Source organism: Planococcus chinensis (genome assembly GCF_020071995.1).
In the GTDB taxonomy this organism is placed as follows: domain Bacteria; phylum Bacillota; class Bacilli; order Bacillales_A; family Planococcaceae; genus Planococcus; species Planococcus chinensis_A.
The window spans coordinates 1-334 of sequence record NZ_JABWTK010000053.1 but is presented as its reverse complement, the minus strand read 5'-3'; the positions used below and the strand labels follow the sequence as shown (position 1 = coordinate 334).

Annotated in this window: 1 rRNA gene; it reads right to left on the bottom strand. The window is 47.9% G+C overall.

What is annotated here, in order from left to right:
- Positions 1–277: 277 nt before the first annotated feature.
- Positions 278–334, bottom strand: a 16S ribosomal RNA gene (locus tag HU147_RS19270); the annotation flags it as partial.

Sequence of the window (334 nt, the reverse complement as noted above, 5' to 3'; positions counted from 1 at the left end):
AGCATATCGGTGTTAGTGCCGTCCTTCTTCGGCTCCTAGTGCCAAGGCATCCACCGTGCGCCCTTTCTAACTTAACCATTAGAAAGTCGACCGAAAAAATCGGTCTCATCACTCGTGTTGCTTGTTTTCGTTGTTTCAATGTCGTCATATCCAGTTTTCAAAGAACAAGGTTTGAAAGTCATCAAAACCGGCATCGCTGCCCGTTTGGGTGAACCTTCAAAACTGAACGCAAAACGTCAACCGAAACCCGCAGGTTTCGTTCCGAATATATCCTTAGAAAGGAGGTGATCCAGCCGCACCTTCCGATACGGCTACCTTGTTACGACTTCACCCC